Annotated in this window: 17 protein-coding genes and 2 riboswitches; of the genes, 11 read left to right on the top strand and 6 right to left on the bottom strand. The window is 66.5% G+C overall.

Annotated features, from left to right (window positions below):
- Positions 1 to 181: 181 nt before the first annotated feature.
- From KVG96_RS09365 to cobW, 4 genes are all read right to left on the bottom strand, one after another.
- Entirely contained in the window at positions 182 to 922 is a 741-nt protein-coding gene (locus tag KVG96_RS09365; protein ID WP_217891763.1) for a vWA domain-containing protein, read from the bottom strand.
- On the bottom strand, positions 847 to 1,848 hold the full coding sequence (locus KVG96_RS09360) for a magnesium chelatase ATPase subunit I (RefSeq protein ID WP_217891762.1): 1,002 nt from the start codon (positions 1,846 to 1,848) through the stop codon (positions 847 to 849). The genes KVG96_RS09365 and KVG96_RS09360 overlap by 76 nt, the downstream gene beginning before the upstream one ends.
- Before the next feature lie 133 nt (positions 1,849 to 1,981).
- Positions 1,982 to 5,821: a cobaltochelatase subunit CobN gene (gene cobN / locus KVG96_RS09355; protein WP_217891761.1), complete on the bottom strand. Its 3,840-nt coding sequence runs from the start codon at positions 5,819 to 5,821 to the stop codon at positions 1,982 to 1,984.
- Between the two features lie 3 nt (positions 5,822 to 5,824).
- The gene (gene cobW, locus KVG96_RS09350; protein WP_217891760.1) at positions 5,825 to 6,892 is read right to left on the bottom strand and encodes a cobalamin biosynthesis protein CobW; all 1,068 of its coding nucleotides are present in this window, start codon (positions 6,890 to 6,892) and stop codon (positions 5,825 to 5,827) included.
- 99 nt (positions 6,893 to 6,991) lie between these two features.
- Positions 6,992 to 7,205: riboswitch (cobalamin riboswitch) on the bottom strand.
- A gap of 347 nt (positions 7,206 to 7,552) precedes the next feature.
- On the opposite strand from cobW, the gene KVG96_RS09345 reads away from it, so the two are divergent.
- The 10 genes from KVG96_RS09345 to cobM all read left to right on the top strand — a co-directional run bounded on the left by KVG96_RS09345 (position 7,553) and on the right by cobM (position 16,448).
- Positions 7,553 to 8,305, top strand: a complete 753-nt coding sequence (locus KVG96_RS09345) for a 2OG-Fe dioxygenase family protein (protein WP_217891759.1) — start codon at positions 7,553 to 7,555, stop codon at positions 8,303 to 8,305.
- The gene (locus KVG96_RS09340) at positions 8,305 to 9,585 is read left to right on the top strand and encodes a PLP-dependent aminotransferase family protein (RefSeq protein WP_217891758.1); all 1,281 of its coding nucleotides are present in this window, start codon (positions 8,305 to 8,307) and stop codon (positions 9,583 to 9,585) included. Before KVG96_RS09345 ends, KVG96_RS09340 begins: the two co-directional genes overlap by 1 nt.
- Positions 9,582 to 12,002 carry an ATP-grasp domain-containing protein gene (locus KVG96_RS09335; protein ID WP_217891757.1) on the top strand — a complete coding sequence of 807 codons (2,421 nt, stop codon included), beginning with the start codon at positions 9,582 to 9,584 and terminating at the stop codon, positions 12,000 to 12,002. Before KVG96_RS09340 ends, KVG96_RS09335 begins: the two co-directional genes overlap by 4 nt.
- Entirely contained in the window at positions 11,999 to 12,916 is a 918-nt protein-coding gene (locus KVG96_RS09330; protein ID WP_217891756.1) for a sugar phosphate isomerase/epimerase family protein, read from the top strand. The genes KVG96_RS09335 and KVG96_RS09330 overlap by 4 nt, the downstream gene beginning before the upstream one ends.
- Positions 12,906 to 13,604: an AzlC family ABC transporter permease gene (locus KVG96_RS09325; protein WP_217891755.1), complete on the top strand. Its 699-nt coding sequence runs from the start codon at positions 12,906 to 12,908 to the stop codon at positions 13,602 to 13,604. Before KVG96_RS09330 ends, KVG96_RS09325 begins: the two co-directional genes overlap by 11 nt.
- Complete coding sequence (locus KVG96_RS09320; protein WP_217891754.1) at positions 13,591 to 13,917, top strand: AzlD domain-containing protein; 327 nt, start codon at positions 13,591 to 13,593, stop codon at positions 13,915 to 13,917. The genes KVG96_RS09325 and KVG96_RS09320 overlap by 14 nt, the downstream gene beginning before the upstream one ends.
- A 34-nt stretch (positions 13,918 to 13,951) precedes the next feature.
- Positions 13,952 to 14,171: riboswitch (cobalamin riboswitch) on the top strand.
- Between the two features lie 119 nt (positions 14,172 to 14,290).
- Complete coding sequence (locus KVG96_RS09315; RefSeq protein ID WP_085586156.1) at positions 14,291 to 14,488, top strand: CbtB domain-containing protein; 198 nt, start codon at positions 14,291 to 14,293, stop codon at positions 14,486 to 14,488.
- Between the two features lie 11 nt (positions 14,489 to 14,499).
- The gene (locus KVG96_RS09310; RefSeq protein WP_217891753.1) at positions 14,500 to 15,201 is read left to right on the top strand and encodes a CbtA family protein; all 702 of its coding nucleotides are present in this window, start codon (positions 14,500 to 14,502) and stop codon (positions 15,199 to 15,201) included.
- The gene (locus KVG96_RS09305) at positions 15,198 to 15,611 is read left to right on the top strand and encodes a cobalamin biosynthesis protein (RefSeq protein WP_217891752.1); all 414 of its coding nucleotides are present in this window, start codon (positions 15,198 to 15,200) and stop codon (positions 15,609 to 15,611) included. The genes KVG96_RS09310 and KVG96_RS09305 overlap by 4 nt, the downstream gene beginning before the upstream one ends.
- 90 nt (positions 15,612 to 15,701) lie before the next feature.
- Positions 15,702 to 16,448, top strand: coding sequence for a precorrin-4 C(11)-methyltransferase (gene cobM / locus KVG96_RS09300; protein WP_217891751.1), 747 nt, complete (start codon positions 15,702 to 15,704; stop codon positions 16,446 to 16,448).
- A gap of 91 nt (positions 16,449 to 16,539) precedes the next feature.
- Here the strand turns inward: cobM and nfuA are convergent, their stop codons facing one another.
- Both nfuA and KVG96_RS09290 read right to left on the bottom strand, forming a co-directional pair.
- Positions 16,540 to 17,124: a Fe-S biogenesis protein NfuA gene (nfuA, locus tag KVG96_RS09295; RefSeq protein ID WP_217891750.1), complete on the bottom strand. Its 585-nt coding sequence runs from the start codon at positions 17,122 to 17,124 to the stop codon at positions 16,540 to 16,542.
- A gap of 157 nt (positions 17,125 to 17,281) precedes the next feature.
- Complete coding sequence (locus tag KVG96_RS09290; protein WP_217891749.1) at positions 17,282 to 19,564, bottom strand: fatty acid cis/trans isomerase; 2,283 nt, start codon at positions 19,562 to 19,564, stop codon at positions 17,282 to 17,284.
- Positions 19,565 to 19,720: 156 nt separating this feature from the next.
- Between KVG96_RS09290 and metH the strand changes: the two genes are divergently transcribed.
- Entirely contained in the window at positions 19,721 to 23,431 is a 3,711-nt protein-coding gene (gene metH / locus KVG96_RS09285; RefSeq protein WP_217891748.1) for a methionine synthase, read from the top strand.
- The last annotated feature ends 64 nt before the right edge of the window (positions 23,432 to 23,495 follow it).

Genomic DNA, 23,495 nt, shown 5'->3' with positions numbered 1-23,495 from the left:
TTGTAGGAGCCAGCCTGCTGGCGATGGCGGTGGATCAGGCAACAGGGATGTCGGCAGTGCCGGCCTCATCGCTGGCAAGCCAGCTCCCACAAGTATCGCGGGTGTCCCCAAGATCCAGATACACCACAAACCCTGTGGGAGCTGCGGTGCGACGATTCGACTTGCCAACGATGGCGGTGAGTCAGTTCAGGGGCAGCTCATCGATATGCCGGTATTCGGCGTCCAGCGCCGTCGCCAGTTGCCGGGCCCGGCCCAGGCGGATCGGTCCGCGTTCGATGTCGATCAGCAAGCCCGGGCATGCCAGCGCCGACAGCCCTCCCGGATCCTTCAGCCGCCCGTCCGTCACCACCAGCAGCCGTTGCCGCTCCGCCGGGAAACGCTTGCGCCGTGCCGTCAGCCATTGCCCGGCCTCTGCGAGCGCCGCCAGCAGCGGCGTGCCGCCCCCGGCCCCCAGGGCATCGAGCCAGGCCCGCAGGCCACTACCGGACTTGAGCCCTTGCACCTGCCACGTCGGCGCTGCGCCGCTGGCGGTGAGCAAGGCCAGGCGCGCGCGCTGCCGGTAGGCGTCGTCGAACACCTGGGCGAGCAGGCCTTTGGCATCGCTCAGGGCCTGATGGCGACGGGTCGAGCCGGACGCATCGACGATCACCAGCCACAGTTCATGGGGCGTGCGGGTGCGCATCTGCAACAACAGGTCCGCCCGGCACCGGGGCCGGCCGTTGAGCAAGGTGCCCGGCCAGTTCACCGAACCGCTGCGGGCGGCGTGGCGCCGACCTTGCCTGCCGTTGTCCAGCCGTCCGGCGCGGGGTCTGGCATTCGCCCCCGCGTCGGACCGGGGGCGAATGCCTAGGGCTTTTTTGGCCAGTGCGGCACTTCGCGGCGGGTGCCGGTGGCTTGCGCCGGCGCGGGCATTTCGCCCCATTGGCCCTGCCCTTCGCGGCTGTCGGCCTGGCTGTTGGCCGCAGACTGCGCCGCTGCCTGCGCAGGGGCCGAAGGGTGTTTGCGGCGGCGATGGCGCAAGGCGAATTCGGCCACCGCGTCGATGTCCTGCCCTTCGATCGCGCCGGCGCCCCGCCAGGCCGCATGGGCCCGTGCCGCCCGCAGCCAGACCAGATCCGCCCGCAAGCCATCGACGCCGGCGGCGAAGCAACGTTCGGTGATCTGCGCCAAAGCGTCATCGTCCAGCGCAATGTCCGCAAGCCTGTCGCGGGCGCTGCGGCAACGCTCGCGCAGGGCTTGCTGCTCGCCTTCCCAGTGCGCGCAGAAGCCTTCCGGGTCGCTGTCGAAGTCGAGCCGGCGACGGATGATCTGCCCGCGCTCGGCCGGAGCCGTGTGGCCGCCCAAGGCGACGTTGAGGCCGAAGCGGTCCAGCAGTTGCGGCCGCAGTTCGCCCTCTTCCGGGTTCATGGTGCCGATCAGGACGAACTTCGCCGAGTGGCGGTGGGAGATGCCGTCGCGCTCGATCAGGTTGGTGCCGCTGGCGGCCACGTCGAGCAGCAGGTCCACCAGATGGTCGGGCAACAGGTTCACTTCATCGACATACAGCACGCCGCCGTCGGCCTTGGCCAGCACGCCCGGCGAAAACTGCGCGCGGCCGTCGCTCAGGGCGGCGTCCAGGTCCAGCGTGCCCACCAGCCGCTCTTCGGTGGCGCCCAGCGGCAAGGTGACGAACTGACCGCCGTTGAGCAGGTCCGCCAGCCCCCGGGCCAGGGTGGATTTGGCCATGCCCCGCGGGCCTTCGATCAGCACGCCGCCGATCTTCGGGTCGATGGCGGTCAGGCACAGGGCCAGTTTCAGGTCATCGGCGCCGACCACGGCGGACAGGGGGAAATGGAAGGTGTCGGTCATCTATCGGTACTCAATCAGGTCGGGCCCGGGGCAACTGTAGGAGCGAGCCTGCTCGCGATCGCGGTGGAGCAGGCATCCCAAGAGGTACTGGGGAAGGCTATCGCGAGCAGGCTCGCTCCTACAGGGGTATGGGTCAGGTCTCTTCTTCTATGTCCAGCAACAGGTTCTCCAGCGCCTCGCGGTACGCGCCCGGATCCTGCCACATCCCCCGCTGCTGCGCTTCCAGCATCCGCTCGGTCATGTCCCGCAGGGCATGGGGGTTGTGCTCACGCACGAACTCGCGGGTCGAAGGATCCAGCAGATAGGCGTCGGCGAGCAAGGCGTACTGATGGTCGTCGATCAGCTGCGTGGTGGCATCGAAAGCGAACAGGTTGTCCACGGTCGCCGCCAGTTCGAACGCGCCTTTATAGCCGTGGCGCTTGACCCCGTCGATCCATTTCGGATTGGCCGCCCGGGAACGGATCACCCGGTTGAGCTCCTCCTTGAGCGTGCGGATCTTCGGCAGGTCCGGCTGGCTGTGATCGCCGTGATAGCTGGCCGCTGCCTCGCCGCGCAGGCTCTCCACCGCCGCGAGCATGCCGCCCTGGAACTGGTAGTAGTCGTTGGAGTCGAGCAGGTCGTGCTCGCGGTTGTCCTGGTTGTGCAGCACCGCCTGCACCTGGCTCAGGCGCCGGGCGAACCGCTCCCGGGCGGCGGTGCCTTCGTCGGACCCGCCGTAGGCGTAGGCCCCCCAGTTCAGGTAGACCTCGGCCAGATCCTCGCGGGTCTGCCACAGCCGCGCATCGATGGCGCCCTGCACGCCCGCGCCATAGGCGCCGGGCTTGGCGCCGAAGATCCGCCAGCCGGCCTGGCGCCGGGCGGCCTCTTCGTCCAGCCCCGACTGCACCAGCGCTTCACGTTCGGCGCGCACCTTGGCGGCCAGCGGGTTGAGGTCGTCCGGTTCGTCGAGTTCGGCCACCGCCTGCACGGCGGCGTCGAACAGGCGGATCAGGTTGGCGAAGGCATCGCGGAAGAACCCGGACACCCGCAGCGTCACGTCGACCCGGGGCCGGTCGAGCAGGCTCAGCGGCAGGATCTCGAAATCGTCCACCCGCTGGCTGCCGGTGGCCCACACCGGGCGCACGCCCATCAGCGCCATGGCCTGGGCGATGTCGTCGCCGCCGGTGCGCATGGTTGCCGTGCCCCACACTGACAGGCCGATCTGGCGCAGGTGGTCGCCGTGGTCCTGCAGATGCCGTTCAAGGATCAGGCTGGCGGACTGGAAGCCGATGCGCCACGCGGTGGTGGTCGGCAGGTTGCGCACGTCCACCGAATAGAAGTTGCGCCCGGTGGGCAGCACATCGAGGCGGCCGCGGCTCGGCGCGCCGCTGGGGCCGGCGGGCACGAAGCGGCCGTCCAGGGCATCGAGCAGGCCACGCATCTCCGCAGGGCCGCAGGCGTCCAGGCGCGGGGCGATGACCTCGCGAAGACTCGTCAGGATCTCATTGACCGGCGCCCACCGAGGTTCCTTTGGAGGTGAATCGGTTGAGCCTTCAACATTGCGTTCGACCGGTACGCCGCTGTCGCGGGCAAACCCGCCCCCACAGGGAGACGGCGTCGTCGAGGCGATCAATTGGGCGGCGAACAGCTCCAGGCGTTCGCGGGTGTCGCCGCAGGTGCGCCAAGCCTCGTCGCTGACCGCTTGCAGTTCATCCGGACGCGGCCCGGCCCACGGCTCGGCCAGCGCGCAGTCCAACGGGTCGAAACCCAGCCCGAACGCTTTGGCCAACGCCCGCAGCAGGCTCGACTGCGCGCCCTTGCCGTCGCCCCGCGGGATGCGCAGCAAGGCCAGCAACGTATCGGTGCGCAGCGGTCCGGTGGGCGACTCGCCGAACACGTGCAGGCCGTCGCGGATCTGCGATTCCTTCAGGTCGCACAGGTAGGTGTCCAGACGCGGCAGCCACACCGCCGCATCCGCATCGCTGTCGAGCGCGGCGTCCAGTTGCAGTTCGCGGTCGATCTGCGTCTCGCGCACCAGTTGCAGGATGTCGCGCTGCAGTTCGCGGGCGCGGCGCGGGTCGAGCAGTTGCGCTTCGTAGTACTCGTCCGCCAGCAACTCCAGGTTGCGCAGCGGGCCGTAGGTTTCGGCGCGGGTCAGCGGCGGCATCAGGTGGTCGATGATCACCGCCTGCGTGCGGCGCTTGGCCTGGGCGCCCTCGCCCGGGTCGTTGACGATGAACGGATAGATGTTCGGCAATGGCCCGAGCAATGCGTCCGGCCAGCACTGGTCGGACAGTCCCACGCCTTTGCCCGGCAGCCATTCGAGGTTGCCGTGCTTGCCGACGTGGATCAGTGCGTGGGCGCCGTAGGTGCGGCGCAGCCAGAAATAGAACGCGAGATAGCCGTGGGGCGGCACCAGGTCCGGGTCGTGGTACACCGCGCTCGGATCCACCTGATAGCCCCGCGCCGGCTGGATGCCGACAAAGGTCAGGCCAAAGCGCAGGCCCGCGACCATCATGCGATTGTCACGGCACATCGGGTCTTGCTGCGGCGTGCCCCAGCGCTCCAGCACCGCTGCGCGGTTGGCGTCGGGCAAGGCGTCGAACATCGCCAGGTATTCGTCCATATCCAGGCTTTGCGCGCAAGGACGCTGGTCGAGGGTGTCCAGGTCGTTGCTAACGCCGCCGCCGAGCAACCGGCGGATCAAGTCGGTGCCGCTGGCCGGGAGTTCGGCGGGCAACGGATAGCCGCTCTGGTGAAGCGCCCGGAGGATGTTCAGGGCCGCCGCCGGGGTATCCAGGCCGACGCCGTTGCCGATGCGCCCGTCCCGGGTCGGGTAGTTGGCCAGGATCAGGGCCACGCGCTTTTCGCGGTTCGGCACACGGGCCAGGTCAGCCCAGCGCCGCGCCAGTTCGGCGACGAAATCCATGCGCTCCGGTTGCGCCCGATAGCAGACGACGTCCGACTGGCTGCGCTCGCTGCGCCAGGCCAGATCCTTGAAGCTGATCGGCCGGCTGATGATCCGCCCGTCCAGCTCAGGCAAGGCGATGTGCATCGCCAGATCCCGCGGGCCCAGGCCCTGCTCGCTGGCGCGCCAGCCGGGCTCGTTGTCCTGGGCGCAGATGGCCTGGATCACCGGGATGTCGCGGCGGAACGGCCGCAGGTGCGGCGCTTCCGGGCTCGACTGGGCGAACCCGGTGGTGTTGAGGATCACGCCGGTTTCGGTTTCGTCCAGCCAGTCCTCGACCACCGTCAGGCAGCCGGGCTCCTTGAGGCTCGCCACCGCGATGGGCAACGGGTTGAGCCCAGCCGCCTGCAAGCGCTGGCAGAACACATCGATGAACGCGGTGTTGGCCGCCTGCAAATGCGAGCGGTAAAACAGCACCGCCGCCACCGGCCGGCCGGCTTGCCAATCGGCCTGCCAGTCGCCCAGGGCGGCGGTGCTTTTGTGCGGGTGATAGATCGCCGTGCGCGGCAGCGCCTGCGGCTCGCCCCAGGCGTAGGGGCGATCCAGCCAGCGGTTGGCCAGGCAACGGAAGAAGTCCAGCGCATTGCCCAGGCCGCCCTGGCGCAGGAATTGCCAGAGCCGGTCGCGGTCCTCCGCGCCGACGGTGCTCAGGCCGCTGAGCTCCGGGTCGGGCCGGTCGTCGCCCGGCACCAGGATCACCTGCACCCCGCGCCCGGCCAGTTCCACCAGGCGCTCGACGCCGTAGCGCCAATAGGCGATGCCGCCGTGCAGCGAAATCAGAATGACTTTGGCGTGGCGCAGCACTTCGTCGACGTACAGATCGACCGAGGCATGGTTCTGCACCTGCATCGGGTTGGCCAGGCGCAGGCTCGGATAGTCGTCCGGCAGCTGCTGTGCGGCTTCGGCGAGCAGCGCCAGGCTGGAATCGCCGCTGCACAGGATCACCAGCTCGGCGGGGGTCTGTCCAAGGTCGGCAATGTTGTCATCCGACACGAAACCGCCGGGCTGGGTCCTGAGCAGGTGCATGGCTTACACGCTGAGCGCGGCGCGCAGTTGCGCTTCGAGCCGGGCGGCGTCCAGTTTCTGGCCGATCAGCACCAGACGGGTGATGCGCGCCTCGTCTGCGCCCCACTGGCGGTCGAAGTGCTTGTCGAAACGGGTGCCCACGCCCTGGATCAGCAGACGCATCGGCTTGTTCGGGATCGCCGCGAAGCCCTTGACCCGCAGGATGCCGTGCTGAACCACCAGTTGGGTCAGGGCATCGAGCAGCAGGCTTTCGTCGGCTTGCGGCAGTTCGATGGAAATCGAATCGAAGGCGTCGTGATCGTGGTCGTCGTGGTCATCGCCGTCATGGTGATGATCGTGATGGCTGTGGCGACCGTCGATGTGCTCCTCGGAGCCGGCGCCCAGGCCGATCAGCACGTCCAGCGGCAGGCGGCCGTTGCTGGCTTCGACGATCTTGACCGCCGGCGGCAGCTCTTCGGCGACTTCCAGGCGCACGCGGGCCAGGTCTTCGGCGCTGGCCTGGTCGGCCTTGTTGAGGATGACCAGGTCGGCGCTGGCCAGTTGGTCGGCGAACAGCTCGTGCAGCGGCGATTCGTGGTCCAGGTTCGGGTCGAGCTTGCGCTGGGCGTCGACCTGGTCCGGGAACGCGGCGAAGGTGCCGGCGGCCACGGCCGGGCTGTCGACCACGGTGATCACCGCGTCGACGGTGCAGGCGTTGCGGATTTCCGGCCACTGGAAGGCCTGCACCAGCGGCTTGGGCAGCGCCAGGCCGGAGGTTTCGATCAGGATGTGGTCGAGGTCGCCGCGACGGGCCACCAGCTCGCGCATCACCGGGAAGAACTCTTCCTGCACCGTGCAGCACAGGCAGCCGTTGGCCAGTTCGTAGACGCGGCCGGTGGCCTCTTCTTCGGTGCAGCCGATGGTGCACTGCTTGAGGATTTCGCCGTCGATGCCCAGTTCGCCGAACTCGTTGACGATCACCGCGATGCGGCGGCCCTGGGCGTTGTCGAGCATGTGCCGCAGCAGGGTGGTCTTGCCCGAGCCGAGGAAGCCGGTGACGATGGTGACGGGGAGTTTGGCCAGTGTTTTCATCGGATGCCCTTTGGCGAGGTGGCGGGCATGCGGGACGAGAGCCGGCGACGCACTTGCGCGCCGGGAGCGTTCGCCACCGGATCACCCCGCCCGGTTGTAGTGAGAATCTGTGTCGAGGCAGGTCTCCTGGCTGACGGCGCGCCGGCCTCGGGGCCTGGCATCCGCTGCGCCTTCCCGCGGGCCTGTTGAAGCAGGCTTGCAGTGGCATGGCAGCGAACAACACCGTTCACAGTTGCGGGGGCAGCCGCGGCTTGGACCGCGTTCCCTTCTTAGCTTCGGCAGCCGCCGAAGAACCTCGAAAGCGCAAGGCTACGCATGGTCGGCAGGCGGGTCAATGTCTGGTGCATTATCGTTATATGGACTTCATTTATTCATATATTGGTCGCGACCTTTTCTCATTTGAAAAGTTCAACGTAAGTTATTTCCTACAAGTTCACAAAACAGAAACTTTTCCTACACCCCGCTTTCCCTCGGACTAGAGCGTCCGAACAGCAGAATTACATATCTTTACAAAAACAGAATTGATAATTCAAAACAGGAAATGAACCATGAAGCCACATAAGGAATATGTATTACATAAGAAAGGAATTCTTGCATGCCTGATTATCGTCAGTGTCCGCGCCTGTCTATTCCTCTGAAACCCGCCTGCGTGCCTGCGCCATGAGCGCCGGTAGCGCCATCGGGCATCCGGGCAGTGCCGTGCTGTTCGAACTGTCCGAGCGGCTGCGCAACGACCATTACGCCGACAGCGCCGTTTTTCCGGCGGCGCAGGTGGCGTCTTTGGGCCGCGAAGCGTGCCGCGCCTTCGACCGCACCTGGGACAACCTGCCGCCGGACACCTACCTGAACGCAGAGAACGGCCGCCGCGAGCGGCGCATCTGCAAGTTCGAGTACCGCCAGCGGGAACGCCACTGGACGCCCCTCGACGACTGCCATTTCTTCCAGGCCCAGGCCCATAACCCGCTGCTGGGCGGCGTCCAGCGCACCTATGCGCACAGCGAGCCGGCCTTCACCGCATCGCCCGTGCTGCGCAGCCTGCTGGCGGCGGACCTGGCGCTGATGGACCTGGCGGTCGGCCACCGCGACTGGCTGGTGACCTGCCATCAGTTCCGCATCCTGTGCGACGAATCCCGCGACGGCCAGGCCACCCCCGAAGGCCGTCACCGCGACGGCCACGATTTCGTCTTTCAGCACCTGATCCAGCGCCAGCACGTCATCGGCGGCGAAAGCCGGATATTCAATGAAAACGGCGACAATGTTTTCAGCGCAACTTTGACGAACTACCTGGAAACCGTCGTATTGAATGACCGAATACTTCTGCATGAAGTTTCCCCACTGCAGAAGTTAGGCATTAGTTCAAATCGCAGCACTCGCGACATGTTGATCATCGACTTCGACCTGGCGGATTACTAATGAACCATTCAACTTATGCAGTGCCCTCCGTCGCGCCCAGCGCGCACAGTTTCATTATCGAACAGTTCGAAGAGGCATTGGCGCGCCGAACTTCGACAGTGTCCCTGACCGCCAATGAAAATGTGCTGTCCGACACGGCCCGGGCATTGGGGCAAAACCGCCATTACGACCGTTACCTGTTCAACGTCCGGCCGATCGCCGGCCAGCGCTACGCCGCCGAGTTCGGCGGGATGCAGGTCGAGCACTTTCCGGAGGTCGAAACGCTGAAGGCGCTCGCGACCCGGGCCGCGCAGACGATGTTCAACGCCGAGTTCGTCGAGTACCGCGTGCTGTCCGGCGTCCATTGCACCTTGAGCGTGCTGGCGGCGCTGAGCGTGCCGGGGGACATCGTCATGTCCCTGGCGCCCGAGAGCGGCGGCCATTTCGCCACCGGGCCGCTGGTGCAGAAGATCGGCCGGCAGAGCGTGTTTTTCGGGCTCGGCACGGACGGCCAGATCGATCTCGACGCCTTCGATGCGCAACTTCAGGCACTCGGGCAACCGCCGGCCGCCGTGCTGCTCGACCACGGCCTCACCACCCGGGCGATCGCCGTCAGGCCGCTGCGCAAGCTGCTCAACCGGCGCGGCCTCGACCGCACGCTGATCATCTGCGACGCCTCCCACACGCTGGGGCTGATCGCCGGCCAGGCCTACCCCAACCCGCTCGATGAAGGCGCGGACATCCTCCAGGGCAACACCCACAAATCCCTGCCGGGCCCGCACCGGGCGCTGATCGTCTGCCGACGCGCCGACCTGGCCCGGCAGATCGAACACAACGTCGGGGGTGCGCTGGTGTCCTCCCCCAACCTGCCCGGCCTGCTGCAACTGTTCGTCACCCTGATGGAGATGGAGCGCCACGGCCAGGCCTACGCCGAACGCATGTGCGCCAACGCCCGCCAGTTGCACGCTGCGCTGGCCGGGCTGCCGGGCTGGACGGCGCACGCCACCGACACCCATATGCTGCTGCTCGAAGGCGCCTTCAGCCAGCACGCGGCGCAGCAGCTCAACGAACTGGGGATACGGGTCAACAACAAGCGCATCGACGGACGCGACTGCCTGCGTTTCGGCGTACAGGAAATCACCCGCCTGGGGATCGCCGGCGAAGACCTGGACGCCCTCGCCCACATCATCCGCAACGTGCTGACGGACAGCGTCAACGCCGCCGACCGCATCCGCCTGGCCCACATCTGTCACCGGTTGAACCGGGTTCACTACAGTTTCGACGAGGAGTCCTGCCGATGAGCGCAGCCGCTTGCCTGATTGTCGGCAACATCCGCGACGGCGAATACGAAGGCCTGATCGCCGCAGGCATCACGCCGCTGCTGATCGCCGACAGCCGCGCCACCAGCAAGATCGCCGACGCGGCCAAGGTGCCGCCGGTAGCCCGTTACGACTTTTCCAAAGGCCTGACCCCGGAACTGATCGACCTGACCCAACGCCTGCTCGATGAGCACGGCTTCACCAGTGTGCTGAACTTCCGAGAAGGCTATGTCGCCGTCACGGGCCGCCTGTGCGCGGCGGTGCCGGCCCTGGCGCACCTGCACCGCAACGTCGAGCACACGCTGGACAAGGTGCTGCAGCGCCAGCGCTTCCAGGCGTCGGCCAACCCTGACCTGCAGGTGATCTCCCGCGAAACGGGCATCGACGAACTGCTCGCCGCACCCGATGCGCTGCCCTACCCGTTCGTCCTGAAGCCTTCGAACCTGTACAGCAGCCTGTTCGTGCGCTGCATCCGCGACCGCCAGGAACTGCTGGACTACAGCCGCCGCGAATGGCCGGCGCTGCAACGCTACGTCGCCGGCAAACAGCGGGAGACCGACCAGCTGCTGCTGGAGGAATACCTGCACGGCTCCAACCATTCCATCGATTGCGCCATCGGTCCTGACGGCAACATCAGCAGCTTTCCCATCGTCGATGTGATCGCCGGGGTCGACATCGGCCGGGACGACTTCCACCATTTCGCCCGCTACACGCCTTCGACCATCGAACCGGATGCGTCGCTCAAAGCGCGTTGCCACCGTTTGGCCCACGACGCCGTGCAGGCCCTCGGCCTCAAGGGCACGTTCGCCCATGTCGAGTTCATCCTCACCGCACGCGGGCCAAGGGTGCTGGAGGTCGGCGCGCGGCCCGGCGGCAGCCGGATCCACGTGATCCGCCAGGCGTGGCAACTGCCGCTGGATGTCTGCTATCACCGCGCCCTGTTCGGCGAAGCGCTGCCGCCTGCCTGCGACGTCCCGCAGCCGTTCGGGATCGCCACGCCCTTCGCCCGCACCCATCGCACCTACGACGGCCTCCATCACGCCCGGTGCCTGCGCAGCGTGCCGGGCTTCCAGCGATGGTACGCCTACGCCGCGCCGGGCGACGCCATCGGCCCGGCCAGCAACGGGTTCCAGAACTACCTGTACGTCGAGTTCCGCCAGCCCGACACCGCCCGGCTGCGCGAATCGCTGCTGGCGGTCACGGACATCGACGTCTACGGCGAGCGCACCGACCCCGAACCGGCCAAACGCATCCTGCTGATCGGCGGGCGGGATTCAGGGCTGGACTGGGACACCGCGCACCGCTTCCACTTCACCCTGGTGCAGCAACCCGACCAGTTGTCGGACTATCAACGCGAACACGCGGCGCTGGTGCTGACGCCCGACATCGCGGACCTGGCCGGCTACGGCGACACGGTCGAACGCCTGCACCGTCAGCGGCCGTTCGACGCCGTGGTGTCGTTCTCCGAACTGGGCCTGCTGCCGGCCTCGCAACTAGGGGAACGGCTGGGCATCCCCCACAACAGCGTGCGCAGCGTCGAGGTCAGCCGCGACAAGCTGCTGTTCCGCCGGCTCCTGCAAGGCAGCCCCTATGAACTGCACAGCGCGGCGGCGGACAGCGCCGAGGCCGTACGCGCTTTCGTCGAACGCCACGGCCCGTCGATCGTCAAACCCGTCAGCGGTTCAGGCAGCCAAGGGGTCTACGCGGTCAACCGGTCCGAAGACGTCGACGCCCTGCCGCTGCAAGGCCGCAACCTGATCGAAGCGTTCGCCGGCGGCGACGAATACAGCGTGGAATCCCTGAGCCTCGACGGCCGCCACCGGATCCTCGGCATCACCCGCAAGCACACCAGCGGCGCGCCGGGCTATGTCGAGACCGGCCATGACTTTCCGGCCGCCCTGGACGAGGCCAGCCGCACGCTGATCGAAGACGCGGTGCTGTGGCTGCTCGAACGCATGGGCAACCGCTGGGGGCCGGCGCACACCGAGGTCAAGCTCGACGGAGCGCGCCTGCATTTCATCGAGACCCAGACCCGTTTCGGCGGCGACCAGATCTGGGAGATGGTCTGGAAAACCACCGGCGTGCACCTGGCGGCCAGCACCCTGGCGGCGATGACCGGCACCGACCTGCCGGCCCCCGAGCAGGCGTTCGTGCAAATGGCGATCCGTTACATCGAGACCGACGGCACGACCGACCCCGAACGCCTGCGCGACCAACTGCTGCGGCACCCCTTCGCCCTGCGCGCGACGCTCGACCAGGGCAAGTTCGGCCGGCCCATCCGCCGTTCCGCCGACCGGCACGGCTACGTGCTGCTGGCCTGCGCCGCCGAAGACGACCCGAACGTCTTCGGCGCCGCGATCTCCCATCCTCGTTTCACCACCCAAGGACTGGCGCAATGAGCACCCAAGAGACCCTGTTCCACATCGACGGCCCGATCAGCCCGAACTTTCCGCTGATCTCCTTTTCCACCAACGTGTACGACAACCCGGCGGACATCCTCGGGTCGATCACCGACCTGTCCAGGCATTTCAAGGCCGTGGAGTTCGAGATCGGCGAAGACGCCGAGACCGTGTTCTGGTCGCTCGGCGTCGAGGAACGCAGCGAACTGGCGCGGCAGGTCCGCGCCTTCACCGAGCAGAACGGCATCACCCTGACGGTGCACGCCGGCTGGTGGGGCCGCCAGTACAACCTGTGCTCGCCCGATCCGGTCGAACGGGGCCAGGCGGTGGACTGCCTGAGCGCCGCCGTGGACTTCTCGCGCCAGGCCGGCGCCACCAGCGTGACGTTCCATCCGGGCTACAAGGACCAGTTGGAAAACACCGAACTGCTGGACAACCTGATCGTGGCGATCAACGAGGTCAAACAGCGCGTCGACACCCGGGGCATCGACCTGTGCCTGGAGAACATGGGCGGCCAGCGGCCGAAGTTCCCGGTGTTCAGCGTCGGCGAGCACTTGCGCTTCCACCGCGAGACCGGCTGCTTCGTGACCATCGACGTGACGCACCTGTGCTCGCTGATGCCCTACGGCGAAAGCCTGTTCCAGGCCATCGCCGAGCTGGCCCCGGTGACCCGTCACCTGCACATCGCCGACCTCAACGACACCCACCACCAGCACCTGCCCATCGGTGAAGGCAACCTGCGCCTGAGCGATGTGCTCAACCGCTTCGCCGTCAACGGCTACCGCGGCGTGGCCGTGGTCGAGGAGTTCATCCCGCGCTTCTCCACCGAGTACTACCTGGAGAAGGCGCTGGCCTACAAGGACGGTGTCGAAGACCTGTTGGCCGGCGCACGGCAAAGCGCCCATGCCGGTTGAGTCCGCGCTGGCCGAACCGGCCGCCCACAGCGAGATCACGACCGGCCTGCGCGATGCGTTGCCGTTCGTGTTCTCGCTGCTGTTGACCTTCACCCTGATCGGCATGCTCGGCCGCCGCCACGGCCTGGATCTGCCGTCGATGGTGGTGTTCAGCGGCACGGTGATGGCCTCGCCGCTGCAACTGACGCTGCTGGAGACGCCGGCGCACCTGCTCAACGCATTCGGCGTGCTGGTCTCGGCGTTGAGCATCAACTTGCGTTTTCTGGTGTTCACCCTGAGCCTCAAGTCCAGCTTCAAGGGCTCCGTCAAATCGTTTGTCCCGGCCTTGGCGGTGATGGCCAACGCGGCCTTCACCCTGATGTCGATCCGCAAGGAACAAGGGCCGGTCAGCCGCCCCTACGCCAACACCGTGTGCTTTGCGCTGTACGCCGCCGCCCTGCTCGGCACCGCCGCCGGCTACGGCTTCGCCAGCCTGGCCGACAACGGGCTGATGGAGCATGTCAGCGTGGTGATCGCCATTTTCATCAGCGCTTCGCTGGGCAAGATGGCCCGCGACCGGCACAGCCTGCACGCACAGTGGATCGCCGGACTCGCCGCCGCGGCCAGCCTGCTGTGGTTGGGGGATATCAGCCTGATGGCGGTGCTCGCGGTGACCGTCCTGACGAGTTACGCCTATGACCGAGCCTAGTGTGTTCTGGCTGTACGTGCTGATTTGCGCGCTGGTGTCCGCCACTTGCCGGTTGCTGCCGCTGGCGGTGGATGTCGAACGCTTGTCCGGCGGGGCCCGGGCGTTCATCGACCGGTTGGGCAAATACACCTCCGTGGCGATGCTGATCAGCCTGCTGGCCGGTTCGCTGCAACCGCTGGCCGGCCAGCAGCCGTCGGCGCACCTGTGGATCGGCCCTGTGGCGTTGGCCTGGCTGCTGGGCCTGACGCGCATGAAGTCCTACTACGCGTTTCTGATCGCGCTGGGCGCCTACGTTCTGCTGGCCGTGCGTTAGCCGTCGATTGACTCGGATCGTGTGCCCATGCTCTCCTACACAACTTGTTACGGGTGCCCTTCACAGGGTGAAACGGGAAACCGGTGAATCATGTGCTTTACTTCAAGGCCATGTCAGTCCGGTGCTGCCCCCGCAACGGTAAGCGAGCGAAGCGTCAGATCCACTGTGCCTGCGGCATGGGAAGGTGACGCTTGCAGGTCGGCCGACGCCAACCCCTCGCGAGCCCGGAGACCGGCCCGCAACGCACAGCGCGCACCTGCGCCGCTGAACATAACAAACCCGCGGTGGGCGGGCGCTGTTCGAACCCTGCGTGCCCGTCCCGCAGGGTTTCCATGCGCTCTATTCACCCGCTGACACCACAGAGGGAAGCGCCATGTCGATCATCACCAGCACCGGCAGCACTGACAAGAGCTCCGCCGGCACCACCACCCTGAGCCAACGCCTGACCGCCGCCGTCTGCGCGTCGATCCTGGGGGCCTGCCTCGTCTACTTCGCCGGGTTCTCGCACATCGAAGCGGTGCACAACGCCGCCCACGATACCCGCCACAGCGCCGCGTTCCCGTGCCACTGAGACCTGCCGACATGATCAAGCGCATTGCCCGGACCGCCGGGTTCACCGGCCTGCTGGCCGCCCTGCTGCTCACCCTGCTGCAAAGCTTCTGGGTCTCCCCGCTGATTCTGCAGGCCGAGACCTACGAGAAGGCTGAACCTGCGGCCGAAGTCCACGAACACGCCGCCGGCACCCCGGCCCACACCCACGACGCCGAAGCCTGGGAGCCGGAAGACGGCTGGCAGCGCGTGCTGTCGACCACCGGCGGCAACCTGGTGGTGGCCGTGGGCTTCGCCCTGATGCTGGCCGGCCTCTACACCCTGCGCACACCGACCAGGACCGCACAAGGCCTGCTCTGGGGCCTGGCCGGCTACGCCACCTTCGTGCTGGCGCCGACCCTCGGCCTGCCGCCCGAACTGCCCGGCACCGCCGCCGCCGACCTGGCCTCGCGGCAGACCTGGTGGATCGGCACCGCAGCGTCCACCGCCGTGGGCCTGGCCCTGATCGCCTTCAGCCGCAACTGGCTGATGAAGATCCTCGGCGCGGCCATCCTCGCCGTGCCCCACGTGATCGGCGCACCGCAACCGGAAGTGCACTCGATGCTGGCACCGCAGGCGCTGGAAGCGCAGTTCAAGATCGCCTCGCAGCTGACCAACGTCGCGTTCTGGCTGGCCCTGGGCCTGATCAGCGCGTGGCTGTTCCGCCGCAACGGCGAAGGCCAACGCCACGCATGACCGCTGACGGCGCAGCGCCGGCCCTGGTGGTCGGCCTGGGCTGCCAGCGCGGCTGCCCGGCCGCCACCCTGCGGGCCCTGCTCGACCAGGCCCTGCAGGCCCATCGCATCGAACTGGCGGCGGTCAAGGCGCTCGCCAGCATCGACCTCAAACGCGACGAGCCCGGCTTGCGGGAACTGGCCGCGCAACTGGCGCTGCCCTTGCTGTATTTCAGCAGCGCGGAACTGGCCGGCTACCGGCCGCGCCTCAGCCACCAGTCGCAGATCGCCTTCGAGCGCACCGGCTGCTACGGCGTGGCGGAAAGCGCCGCCCTGGCGCTGGCCGAACAATGGATCCAGGCGCCGGCAAAGCTGCTGATTCCCCGGCAAAAGTACGCCCAGGCCACATTGGCATTGGCCGGCGCGGCCTGAATTCCCGATAATCCCCGCTTTCGATCATGAGCAACGTTCATGCGCGACGCTCGTGACGCCCTGCACCGCCCCTTTTTTCAGGATGGAACAATGACCGTCTACTTCATCGGCGCCGGCCCCGGCGATCCCGAATTGATCACCGTCAAAGGCCAACGGCTGATCCGCAGCTGCCCGGTGATCATCTACGCAGGCTCGCTGGTGCCGGCGGCGGTGCTGGAGGGACACCGGGCCGACACCGTGGTCAACAGCGCCGAACTGCACCTGGAACAGATCATCGACCTGATCAAGACCGCCCACGCCAACGGCCAGGACGTCGCCCGCGTGCATTCCGGCGACCCGAGCCTGTACGGTGCCATCGGCGAACAGATCCGCTGCCTGCGGGAGCTGGGCATCGCCTTCGAGATCATCCCCGGCGTGACCGCCACCGCGGCATGCGCTGCGCTGCTGGAAGCCGAACTGACCCTGCCGGACGTGTCGCAGACCGTGATCCTGACCCGCTACGCGGACAAGACCGCGATGCCCGCCAAAGAAGCGCTCGGCAGCCTGGCGCAGCACGGCGCGACCATGGCCATTCATCTGGGGGTCAATCATCTGGAGAGGATCGTCGGCGAACTGCTGCCGCACTACGGCGCAGATTGCCCGATCGCGGTCATCCACCGGGCGAGCTGGCCGGATCAGGACCGGGTGGTGGGGACGCTGGAGGACATTGCCGCGAAGGTGGCCGCCAAGGGCTTTCGGCGCACGGCGCTGATTCTGGTGGGACGGGTGCTGGGCAGCGACCATTTCAGCGAGTCATCGCTGTACCGTGCGGGGCATGCGCATTTGTACCGCCCGTAGCGGCCAGCCTGCTGGCGATGGCGCCAGCGATGCTCACCCATGAAAAAACGGCGCTCACGGGGCGCCGTTTTTTGTGTCCGCAGTGAACGCCTCAGTAGTAGGCGTTTTCTTTCTGCGTGTGGTCGGTCACGTCGCGAACGCCCTTGAGCTCCGGAATGCGCTCGAGCAGGGTGCGCTCGATGCCTTCCTTCAAGGTCACGTCCGCCTGGCCGCAGCCCTGGCAGCCGCCGCCGAACTGCAGCACGGCGATGCCGTCGTCGACCACGTCGATCAGGCTGACCTGGCCGCCGTGGCTGGCCAGCCCCGGGTTGATCTCGGTTTGCAGGTAGTAGTTGATGCGCTCGTTGATCGGGCTGTCTTCGTTGACCATCGGCACCTTGGCGTTCGGCGCCTTGATGGTCAGCTGACCGCCCATGCGGTCGGTGGCGTAGTCGACGACGGCGTCCTCGAGGAACGCTTCGCTGAACGAATCGATGTACGCGGTGAAGTTCTTGAGCCCCAGTGCCTTGTCTTCAGGCTTTTCTTCGCCCGGCTTGCAATAGGCGATGCAGGTTTCGGCGTACTGGGTGCCAGGCTGGGTGATGAAGATGCGGATGCCGATGCCCGGGGTGTTCTGCTTGGAAAGCAGATCAGCCAGATAATCGTGGGCGGCGTCGGTGATGGTGATAGCGGTCATGGAAACTCCTCGCAGGCTTGGGCGGAGTTTACGCCAATCGGCGCCCGGGACAAAGTCCTAGTATTTACGTAGGAATAGTTCGCAAATCGCCGGGTGGCCGCCCCGCCCTGCGGGAGCCGTCACTGGCTCCCGCAGGGCGGGTTGTGGCACCGCCGCTTCAGAGGTTCTCGTAACGGTTCATGTCCAGCACGCCCTCTTCCACGGGATCCGTATCGTGGATGTAGCGGCTCAGGTCATGGAAATAGAACCAGAACTGCGGATGGCTGCGGCGGATGCCCCAACGTTCGACGATTTTCTCGAACTGTTCCTGATCCTTCGCGCTTTCCATCGCATCGACGAACGCCGGCACCTGGTTCGCCGGCAGGTTGAACATGAAGTTCGGATAGCTGGTGAGCACGCCCGGGTAGATCGTCAGGGTGTCGAGCCCCGGCTGGTAGCGCAGCGACTCGCCGAGCAGGAACGCCACGTTGCTGTGGGCGCGGTTGCGCAGCAGGCTGTAGACCTCGCGCTTGCCGCTGGCGGTCTCGACGCGCAGCAATGTCGCTTCCGGCAACTGGTCGATCACCTTGAGCCCGGCGGCCGGCCGCGATGTCAGGCGGCTCAGGGCCTGCTCGGCGTTCTGCAGGGCCGGGTCGATGTTCGGCCGCGAGCAATAGGCGTCCTCGCAGCGGTTGATCGGGTCGGGACGGGCGTTCAGGTCACCGTAGCGGGCCAGCAACTGGCGGGCGAAATCGCGTTTCGGATCCTTGGCGTCGAGTTTCAGCGCGGTCGGCTTGTCGTCATCGATGGCCTCGTAGTCGAGCCACATCTTGAACTGGCCGCTGCTCTGATACCAATCGTCCAGGTAGCCCTCACGGGAGTCGGCGGGCATCAGGCGCAGGAAGTTCTGCTCGGCGCCGTTGCGGATCAGGTCGAAGTACAGGCGCGTCTGCGCCTGATGGGAGACGTTGCCGAACACATCGAAGTTGACCGCCAACTGGTAATAGGTGCGTTCCAGCAGCGGGAAGTCGAACAGCCACATCGTCTGCGGCACTTCGCCGATCAGGCCCTTGGTGACCGAGGCGCTGTCGAAGTGGCGGAAAATGCTCAGCAGCGCGTTGTCGTTGCCGGCCCACAGCGTGGACCAGCTCGGCGCAGGCAGCTCGGCGTAGCTGTCGCGGCGCAGGGCTTCGTACTGGTTGCGCTTGTTGCGGTAGTCGTGCCACAGGCTCAGCACGCTGCCGACATCGTCGTTCTGCCCAGGCATGGCCAGCAACGGCGTGGCCTGGCCGCGGTAGTTAGGGTCGGTGATGTACAGGTCGTGCTCCGGAGCCTGGAACAGCGCCCAGAAGTTGTCGCGGATCACGTCGGTCGCGATCTGCCCGCGGCACACCGGCCCGCGGATGAAGGTGCGCACGAAGTATTCGGCGTTGTCGAGCATGAACTGGTAGCGCGCCTGGGCCGGGATCGCCTCGAAGGTGGCGAACGGGTTGGCCCGGCTCTGGGGCCCGTAGCCCGGCAAGGCGTGCACCTGCCACTTGCCGTTGTAGAACAGGCTCTTGACCCGGGCCAGCTTGGCCGCGCTCAGCGGATAGGTGATGTGGGTCTTGTGCACGATCACCCCCTGCACCGGCCACAGGCGGTAGTACACCTGGGTGCCCGGATCGTCGTTGGGGCGGCGGGTGTTGATCAGGTCGATCGGCTGGCCGGTGGGCGTGCGCGAACGCACCCACTGGAAGAAGTGCCCCGGCTCGCCGTCCTTGAAGTAGATGTGCGCCAGGAACCAGTGTTCGAACAACCACCGCCCCACCAGGCTCTGCCGGGCGCCGGGGGTGTTGAGCAGGTTTTCCCACTGCACGATCTGCATCGCCTCCTTGGCGCTGGGGGCCAGCCCTTGCTCGTCGATGGGCGCACCGGACGCCAGCCAGCGCTGCAACGTCTGGTATTGCTGCTGGGTCAGGCCGGTCACGGCCAGCGGCATGCCTTCATTCGGATGGCTTTGGGCATAGCCGTCGAATTCGGCGGGCATGGCGCAGAGGTTCTCGCGCTGCAATCCGAGCACGATGTCTTCGGGCAGCTTGGCATTGGGTTGCAGCGGCGTCTTGTGGCCCAGCTCGAGCATGCGCGCCATCAGCGCGGCCTGGCTGCCCTGGGCGTCGAGCACCGAATAGAAGCCCTTCTCCTGCCATTGCCGTTTGCCGAAGGCGTCGTAGAACAGCCGGGTGGTCGGCGCGGCCTGAGTGCGTTCGCCGTCGTAGACCGGCATCTTGCTGGCGCCGCGGGCCGCCCCCTCGCCGCTGCCCAGGTTCAGCTGGCAGGCGGAGTCGTAGCAGGCGTGGCAGGCCACGCACTTCTCGGTGAAGATCGGCTGGATGTCGCGGGTGTAGGAAATGGCCGTCCCCTGCGCCCCCGCGCCAAAGCTTAAAAGCAGCAACACGGTGCCGATGACGCGGTTCAACATATCCCTGATTCCGATCCTGAAGAAAACCGCGCGATTCTACCGCCGGTACGCCCGCCCCAACATGAGCGATATTCATGCAAATGCGCCACATGCTCTAAATCCGCGCAGGTTTGTTATGATTCCGGCCCTTCGTCATGGTCTTTTCGAGTAGTCCCAATGTCCGATCGCAGCGTCCGCCTCCAGGCCCTCAAGCAAGCACTCAAAGAGCGCATCCTGATACTTGACGGCGGCATGGGCACGATGATCCAGAGCTACAAGCTCGAAGAGCAGGATTACCGCGGCAAACGCTTCGCCGACTGGCCGAGCGACGTCAAGGGCAACAACGACCTGCTGGTGCTGACCCGCCCGGACGTGATCGGCGGCATCGAAAAGGCCTACCTGGATGCCGGCGCCGACATCCTGGAGACCAACACCTTCAACGCCACCCGGATTTCCATGGCCGACTACGGCATGGAAGAGCTGGTCTACGAACTCAACGTAGAAGGCGCCCGCCTGGCCCGCAAGGTGGCCGACGCGAAAACCCTGGAGAACCCGGACAAGCCGCGCTTCGTCGCCGGCGTCCTCGGCCCGACCAGCCGCACCTGCTCGCTGTCGCCCGACGTGAACAACCCCGGCTACCGCAACGTCACCTTCGACGAACTGGTGGAGAACTACACCGAGGCCACCAAAGGCCTGATCGAGGGCGGCGCCGACCTGATCCTGATCGAGACCATCTTCGACACCCTCAACGCCAAGGCCGCGATCTTCGCCGTGCAAGGGGTGTTCGAGGAACTCGGCCTCGAATTGCCGATCATGATCTCCGGCACCATCACCGACGCCTCCGGCCGCACCCTGTCGGGCCAGACCACCGAAGCGTTCTGGAACTCCGTGGCCCACGCCAAGCCGATTTCCGTCGGCCTGAACTGCGCCCTCGGCGCCCGCGAGCTGCGCCCGTACCTGGAAGAGCTGTCGGACAAGGCCAGCACCCACGTCTCGGCGCACCCGAACGCCGGCCTGCCGAACGAGTTCGGCGAGTACGACGAACTGCCGGCGGACACCGCCAAAGTCATCGAAGAATTCGCCCAGAGCGGCTTCCTCAATATCGTCGGCGGCTGCTGCGGCACCACGCCGGGGCATATCGAAGCGATCGCCAAGGCCGTGGCCGGCTACGCGCCGCGGCAGATCCCGGACATCCCCAAGGCCTGCCGCCTGTCGGGCCTGGAGCCGTTCACCATCGACCGCAGCTCGCTGTTCGTCAACGTCGGCGAGCGCACCAATATCACCGGTTCCGCCAAGTTCGCCCGCCTGATCCGCGAGGACAACTACACCGAAGCCCTGGAAGTCGCCCTGCAGCAGGTCGAGGCCGGCGCCCAGGTGATCGACATCAACATGGACGAGGGCATGCTCGATTCGAAGAAGGCCATGGTGACCTTCCTCAATCTCATCGCCGGCGAGCCGGACATCTCCCGCGTCCCGATCATGATCGACTCCTCCAAGTGGGACGTGATCGAAGCCGGCCTCAAGTGCATCCAGGGCAAGGGCATCGTCAACTCGATCAGCATGAAAGAAGGCGTCGAGCAGTTCATCCACCACGCCAAGCTGTGCAAGCGCTACGGCGCCGCCGTGGTGGTGATGGCGTTCGACGAGGTCGGCCAGGCCGACACCGAGGCGCGCAAGAAGGAAATCTGCAAGCGCTCCTACGACATCCTGGTCAACGAAGTCGGCTTCCCGCCGGAAGACATCATCTTCGACCCGAACATCTTCGCCGTCGCCACCGGCATCGAAGAGCACAACAACTACGCCGTCGATTTCATCAACGCCTGCGCCTACATCCGCGATGAGCTGCCGTACGCCCTGAGCTCCGGCGGCGTGTCCAACGTGTCGTTCTCGTTCCGCGGCAACAACCCGGTGCGCGAGGCCATCCACTCGGTGTTCCTGCTGTACGCGATCCGCGCGGGCCTGACCATGGGCATCGTCAACGCCGGCCAGCTGGAGATCTACGACCAGATCCCGCAGGAGCTGCGCGACGCCGTCGAGGACGTGATCCTCAACCGCAACGGCGACGCCACCGACGCCCTGCTCGCCATCGCCGACAAGTTCAAGGGCGACGGCAGCGTCAAGGAAGCCGAAACCGAAGAGTGGCGCAGCTGGGACGTCAACAAGCGTCTGGAGCATGCGCTGGTCAAGGGCATCACCACCCACATCGTCGAAGACACTGAGGAGTCGCGGCTGTCGTTCGCCCGTCCGATCGAGGTCATCGAAGGCCCTCTGATGGCGGGCATGAACATCGTCGGCGACCTGTTCGGCGCCGGCAAGATGTTCCTGCCGCAGGTGGTGAAGTCCGCCCGCGTGATGAAACAGGCCGTGGCCCACCTGATCCCGTTCATCGAACTGGAAAAAGGCGACAAGCCGGAGGCCAAGGGCAAGATCCTGATGGCCACCGTGAAAGGCGACGTGCACGACATCGGCAAGAACATCGTCGGCGTGGTGCTGGGCTGCAACGGCTACGACATCGTCGACCTGGGCGTGATGGTGCCGGCGGAGAAGATCCTCCAGGTGGCCCGCGACGAGAAGTGCGACATCATCGGCCTGTCCGGCCTGATCACCCCGTCGCTGGACGAAATGGTGCACGTGGCCCGCGAGATGCAGCGCCAGGATTTCCACCTGCCGCTGATGATCGGTGGCGCGACCACCTCCAAGGCCCACACCGCCGTGAAGATCGAGCCCAAGTACAGCAACGATGCCGTGGTGTACGTCACCGACGCCTCCCGCGCGGTGGGCGTCGCCACCCAGCTGCTGTCCAAGGAGCTGAAGGCCGGCTTCGTCGAGAAGACCCGCGCCGAATACGTCGACGTGCGCGAGCGCACCGCCAACCGCAGCGCCCGCACCGAACGCCTGAGCTACGCGGCCGCCATCGCCAAGAAGCCGCAGTTCGACTGGGCCGCCTACGCGCCGGTCAAGCCGACCTTCACCGGTACCCGGGTGCTGGATAACATCGACCTGAACGTGCTGGCCGAGTACATCGACTGGACGCCGTTCTTCATCTCCTGGGACCTGGCCGGCAAGTTCCCGCGCATCCTCGAGGACGAAGTGGTCGGCGAAGCCGCCACCGTGCTGTACAAGGACGCCCGGGAGATGCTGGGCAAACTGATCGACGAGAAGCTGATCAGCGCCCGCGCGGTGTTCGGCTTCTGGCCGGCCAACCAGGTGCATGACGACGATATCGAGCTGTACGGCGACGACGGCAAGCCCCTGGCCCGCCTGCACCACCTGCGCCAGCAGACGATCAAGACCGACGGCAAGCCGAACTTCTCCCTGGCCGACTTCGTCGCGCCGAAGGACAGCGAAGTCACCGACTACGTGGGCGGTTTCATCACCACCGCCGGCATCGGCGCCGAGGAAGTGGCCAAGGCCTACCAGGACGCCGGCGACGACTACAACTCGATCATGGTCAAGGCCCTGGCCGACCGCCTGGCCGAGGCCTGCGCCGAATGGCTCCACGAACAGGTGCGCAAGGAGCACTGGGGCTACGCCAAGGACGAAGCCCTGGACAACGAGGCGCTGATCAAGGAGCAGTACTCCGGCATCCGTCCGGCGCCGGGCTACCCGGCCTGCCCGGACCACACAGAGAAAGCCACGCTGTTCGCCCTGCTCGACCCCGAGTCCAGCGAGATGCGCGCTGGCCGCAGCGGCGTGTTCCTCACCGAGCACTACGCGATGTTCCCGGCGGCGGCGGTCAGCGGCTGGTACTTCGCCCACCCGCAGGCGCAGTACTTCGCCGTGGGCAAGGTCGACAAGGACCAGGTGCAGAGCTACACCTCGCGCAAGGGCCAGGAACTGAGCGTCACCGAGCGCTGGCTGGCGCCGAACCTGGGTTACGACGACTGAGTCGGGCGCCAGGCCCCTTGTGTCTGCAAACGGCACAAGGGGCCGGGCGTGCTTTTACCCCGGC

This window comes from Pseudomonas ekonensis (genome assembly GCF_019145435.1).
Lineage (GTDB): Bacteria > Pseudomonadota > Gammaproteobacteria > Pseudomonadales > Pseudomonadaceae > Aquipseudomonas > Aquipseudomonas ekonensis.
Note: the sequence above shows the minus strand (reverse complement) of the source record. Positions and strands in the feature narration are given on the sequence as shown.